General features: G+C 68.1%; 7 protein-coding genes. All 7 read right to left on the reverse strand.

Going from position 1 to position 4,898, the window contains the following annotated elements:
- A partial coding sequence (locus tag AC1DOC_RS19075) for a hypothetical protein (protein ID WP_478130283.1) occupies positions 1-257 on the reverse strand: 257 nt, incomplete at its 3' end.
- Between the two features lie 56 nt (positions 258-313).
- On the reverse strand, positions 314-826 hold the full coding sequence (locus AC1DOC_RS19080; RefSeq protein WP_478079252.1) for an Lcl C-terminal domain-containing protein: 513 nt from the start codon (positions 824-826) through the stop codon (positions 314-316).
- Positions 827-898: 72 nt separating this feature from the next.
- Complete coding sequence (locus tag AC1DOC_RS19085) at positions 899-1,486, reverse strand: Lcl C-terminal domain-containing protein (protein WP_478079251.1); 588 nt, start codon at positions 1,484-1,486, stop codon at positions 899-901.
- A gap of 10 nt (positions 1,487-1,496) precedes the next feature.
- Positions 1,497-1,910 (reverse strand): hypothetical protein, encoded by a 414-nt coding sequence (locus tag AC1DOC_RS19090; protein ID WP_478079250.1) that lies wholly within the window; start codon positions 1,908-1,910, stop codon positions 1,497-1,499.
- A 73-nt stretch (positions 1,911-1,983) separates the two neighbouring features.
- Entirely contained in the window at positions 1,984-3,648 is a 1,665-nt protein-coding gene (locus AC1DOC_RS19095; protein ID WP_478079249.1) for a DNA cytosine methyltransferase, read from the reverse strand.
- A complete protein-coding gene (locus AC1DOC_RS19100; RefSeq protein WP_478079248.1) occupies positions 3,645-4,076 on the reverse strand; it encodes a hypothetical protein in 432 nt (143 codons plus the stop codon). The genes AC1DOC_RS19095 and AC1DOC_RS19100 overlap by 4 nt, the downstream gene beginning before the upstream one ends.
- Positions 4,073-4,741 carry a hypothetical protein gene (locus AC1DOC_RS19105; RefSeq protein ID WP_478079247.1) on the reverse strand — a complete coding sequence of 223 codons (669 nt, stop codon included), beginning with the start codon at positions 4,739-4,741 and terminating at the stop codon, positions 4,073-4,075. Before AC1DOC_RS19105 ends, AC1DOC_RS19100 begins: the two co-directional genes overlap by 4 nt.
- Positions 4,742-4,898 lie beyond the last annotated feature (157 nt).

Consider the following 4,898-nt stretch of genomic DNA (forward strand, 5'->3'; position numbering starts at 1 on the left):
GCCCAGACGGCGGCGGGGTGCTCGCTGCCGCAGGCCAGCAGCGCCGCGGTGTTGGCGCGGCCGTCGAGCATGCTCTTCGCGCCGGGCACGTCGAGGTACGGGCCGAAGGCGAGGTCTTCGGCTTCCGACGTGCCGAACACCAGGTGGCGTGCGGGCAGGCCGGCCGACGCCGCGACGGTGCAGATGAAGCGGCCGCCCTGGTTGGGCCAGATTTCGCCGGCGGCGGGAGGGGTGAGGGTGTCGATGACGGTTTCCATGGTCGTTCTTCCTTGTGAAAAAATTTCGCGAACCGGCGCGAGCGCCGGTGAAGGGGTTAAGCGGTCAAGAGGTCAAGTGGAATCGCGCGGCAAGCACGAACCCTGTGCTCGAGGTCCTTGTCGAGCCAGTAGCTGCGGCCGTACTCGAAGTCCTGGACGAAGGCGAGGTTGCGCGAGAGCTGCGTGCTGGTCCAATGCCAGCCCTTGGTGCTGAACAGCTCGGGCACGTTGGCGGCGGCCGAGTTGAGTTCGCCAAGGCTCGGCACGAACCAATCGGCGTGCCCGTCGATACGCAGTTCGCGCACGCGCAGCGCGGCGGGGCACTCAGCGTCGGCCATCGCTTCGGTGTTGCCGCGGCCGTCGGTGCGGCTGTTCGCGCCGGACACGTCTTTGCCGTACTCGCCCCACTGGCTGTGGATCTCGCCGGAGGCTGCATCGGACACGATCAGCGCATAGGGCGGTTGCTCGGCGCCGTCGACGCGTGGTGCGCGCAGGATTGCGGCGAACGTGCCGCCCTGGCCCGGGATGGTGGCGCCGAAGGCCGGGAGGGTGATCGGATTGGTTTGCATGCTTTGCTCCGGTGGTTGATCGAAAAAAAATCTCGCGAACCTGCGCTCAGCGCAGGTGAAGGGTTGAAGGTGTCAAGCGTTCAAGTGAATCCAGCGGCAAGCACGAACCCTGTGCTCGTAGTCCTTGTCGCCCCAGTCGCTGTCGCCGTACTCGAAGTCCTGGACGACGGCGCTGCCGCGCGAGGTCTGCGTGCTGCTCCAGTACCAGCCGCTCGTCTTGAAGAGGCTGGGAGCGCACACGTAGGCCATCAACAGATCCATGCGGCTGGGCAGATGGAAATCGCTGTGGCCGTCGGCCTGGTACTCGCTGGCCCACTTGGCGGCGGCATGTTCGCGGCTCGCGGTGAGTAGGGCGGCGGTGTTGGCGCGGCCGTCGAGCTGGCTCTTCGCGCCGGGCACGTCGACCGAGGGGCCGAAGGCGAGGTCTTCGGCCTCGATGGCGCCGAAGACCAGATGCCGCGCCGGCAGGCCCAGCAGCGCGGGCTGCGTGCAGATGTAGTGCCCGCCCTGGCCGGCCCAGTATTCGCCGTGCGCCGGCGGCGTCTGGCTGGTGGTGGCCGGGGCAGGCTCGGCCGCCAGTTCGGAGAATGCTTCGATACCGCCAATCGCCGACAGGGGCAAGTGCAGGTTGATCGTCGCGTGCGCGATGTGAAGTTGCATGGGATGCCTTTCAGGCGTTGGTGGAATGCGGGACCGGTGAGGGGGTGGGGCGCGCACGAGCTGCGGCCTCCTGCTGGTGCATGCGCGCGATGGAAACCGTCATCGCCTCGCGCATCTGCTGCGGCGTGCTGTTGCGCACCATTTCTTCATAGACCTCGAGGCCGGTGGCCATCGCCTGCAGGCCGAGGCCGTCGAAGCCGTAGCGCCCGTGCTTGCCGCGGATGTCGTCGCAGCGGATCAGCGCATCGCGCGCGGCCAGCATCGGGCTGATGCACAGCTCGTCGATCTGCTCGGCGCGCACGATGCCGACATTGATGGCGGCGGCCAGTCGGTCGAAGAGGTCGTCGTCGGTGCTGCCCTTGCGCAGATCGTCGAAGGCGCTGTGCAGCTTGGTCAGGATGTCGTCGCCGAGTGCTTCGTCCATGGGGCGGCCCACGTGGTCGGGTTCGGCGCCGGCATGTTCGTGCGGCGGTGAGTGGCGCGGCGTTGGGCGCGGTTCATGCTGCCGCCCTTTCCATCTCGCGCCCGAAGTCGCTGTAGTTGGCCGCGACGATGTGGCGCATAGGCAGCGGACTCACTGAGTTGCCGCACATGCGAACCTGTGCCGTCTTGGTCAGCACCTTCCCGGCCGCGGTTCGATCGATGATGTAGTTCGGCGGGAAGTCCTGGGCGTTGTAGAGCTCACGCGGCACCAGCATGCGCAGGCAAATGTCGACGATCACCCAGGGTTCGCCGCGGTACCAGACCGTCACCAGCGCCAACCGGTCGCGGGTCGTGACGGTGGTCATCGGTTCCCGCAGATCGGACCACTGGCCGCCGGTGCCGTGATAGCGCATCAGGAACGCGGCGCAGCGCAGCGCGCCGGCCTGGTCTTCTTCGTTCAGCTGGTAGCGCAGCTCGGCCGTGATCAGTTGCTGCTGGCTGCCGCTGGTGGTCACCGTCGACATCGAGCGCCGCATGTCGCGCGCCGGCGTGTCGTTGAACCCGCCGTTCGCCTGCACCATGAACGCCGTGGCAAGGCCCTGGCCGCCGCCGGATGCCGTGATCGCGCCCAGCGCGCCGCGGATGTCATTGGCGCCATAGCTCCAGCGCCGGCCGCCCTGGGCGCCTTCGCCGTGGCCCATCTGCACCAGCGTGGCGGACGCGAGGCCGAACTTGCCGCCGCCGGCCACCACGGTGCCGAGCGGCTTCTGCAGGTCGAGCACGCGCGGCGCCTGACCCTCGCGCTCGCCGTAGCCCATCTGGATCAGCGTCGCGGGCACGATGAACGGGTCTTTGCTGTCGAGCACGTACCGATTGATGCCGTACGCGATCCGCCGCATGGTGGCGTCGACCAGGTCCTTGTCGCGGCCGAAGATGCTGCGGCCTGGAATGGACCAGTCGATGCAATCCGCCGCCGGGCTGTGCGCCTTGAGCTTGCCCGTGGGCTTCTTGGCGTGGGTGCGCTCGGGCCACACGATCGGCAGGCCGTCGCAGCGCGCGATCATGTAGAGGCGCGTGCGGGTGCTGTGCGCGCCGTAGTCCGCATTGCAGATCACGCGCCACTGCACCGCGTAGCCCATGGCGCGCAGGCCTTCGACGAAATGCTTCCAGTTGCGGCCGAGGTGCTTCTTGTCGGGCACGAGGAATTGGCGGTGCCGCGGCACGTGCTCGCCAGGCTCGGCGACTCGGAAGGTTTTGCGCTTCGTCGCCGGGTCGATCAGTTCGTCGAGCGTCACCACGCGGCCGGTCGCCGGGTCGCGCTTGGCGATCAGCGGCGACCACTGCAGCATCTGCTCGACGTTCTCCAGCGTGATGACATCGGGCCGGACCTTGCCGCCCCAACGGTGCACGACCCATGCGAGCGAACGGATGGCCTTCGAACGCGGCTGGCCGCCCTTGGCCTGGCTGTGATCGGTGCAGTCGGGCGAGGCGTGCAAGATGCCGACCGGGCGCCCTTCCGTGACGGCCAGCGGGTCGACCTCCCAGACATCGGCGCGGAAATGCTGCGTCTGCGGATGGTTGATCTCGTGCATGCCAATGGCATCGGCGTCGTGGTTGACGGCAATGTCCACATGGCGGCCGATGGCTTGCTCGATGCCGGTCGATGCTCCGCCGCCGCCCGCGAACAGGTCGATGACCAGCTTCGCGGAGAGCGCAAGCACGAATTGCGGCGTTATCATGCGATCGCCTTCGGGAACACGCGCTTCTGTCCAAACAGGCTCGGCAGCGCGAAAGCGTCATACGCGCCGGGCCGCTGGCATGTGCGCCCCAGCTCCGGGCACTTGTACGGTTCGCCCGCGAATGAGCTGGCCGCGATGAATCCCGGCCCCTTCTTGCGCATTGCCGCGTCGTAGCGGTCCAGTGCGGACGCGCCCTTGCGCGTGGCGACGTAGCGGGTGATCGGTGTGCCGTCGCGGCGCGTGCCGGCCTGGGGGCGCACCATGCCGCGGTTCTGCAGCTGGTCGAGCGCCATGGAGGCCGATTGGCCGTGCCCGTTGGCGATGGCGCCGCCCTCGAGCAGCGGCGTGCCGACGATCACGCGCAGCACGGACGACGTGTCGATCGTCAGGGCCAGCGGCGAGCGGTCGATGGGGCTGACGCGCTTCATGCGGCGCTCCTGTGGCCGACTTCGATGCCGAACTGCAGTTCGTCGAAGCGGTCGCGGAATGCTTGGCGCCAGTCCTTCCACGTCATGGCCTCGCGCTCGGGCGTGTCGAGCCGTATCCAGTCGAGCGGTGCGATGCGCCGGGCTGGGGATTCTTCGTTGTCGCCGAGCACATCCCAGCCGGCATGCGTGTCGGCGTTCCACAGCGTGAGGTCGCGGCGCTCGGTGGCCAGCGCCACCAGGTCGATGTGCCGCAGGCCGGCGCGGTGGTTGACGAACACCGTCTGCAGGCCGAACTTGGCACGTACTGTCTTGGCGTGCTCCGTCTCGAACACATTCCACGCATACGTGCCGCCGCTGAAGGCGCTGCGCAGGTTCACGGCGGCCTTGGCCGGGCTGCTCAGGTCGTTGGTGTAGCACTCGTGGCCGTCGTGCAGCAGCGCCGCCATCTGCGCGACCAGCGAGAGGCCGATGCGCTGCGCGATCTCGCTGCACAGCAGGCTGTGTTCCGCCACGCTATACGGGCGCTTCGTTGCGCCGTGAAAGCGATTGATGATGGCGATCTGGTGCGCGATGTCTTCGATGTGCACCGGGCGGCCGGCATCGGTCAGCGACGCGGCGCCCGTCAGGTGGTACTCGGCGCCGGTGGCGGTGATCATCCAGCTCATGATTTCGGCTCCTGGCCCAGCGCTGCGAGCGCGGCCTTGTGTTCGTGGAAAAACTTCTTGAAGGCTTGGCCGGCGGCGCTGGCGAAGGGCCAGCGGCAGGCGTCGGCGGGCGTGAGTCCGCGCTCGGCCGCCTGGTGGGCCTCGCGCTTGACGATGT

It is taken from the genome of Variovorax sp. 01T439_2 (assembly GCF_056398445.1).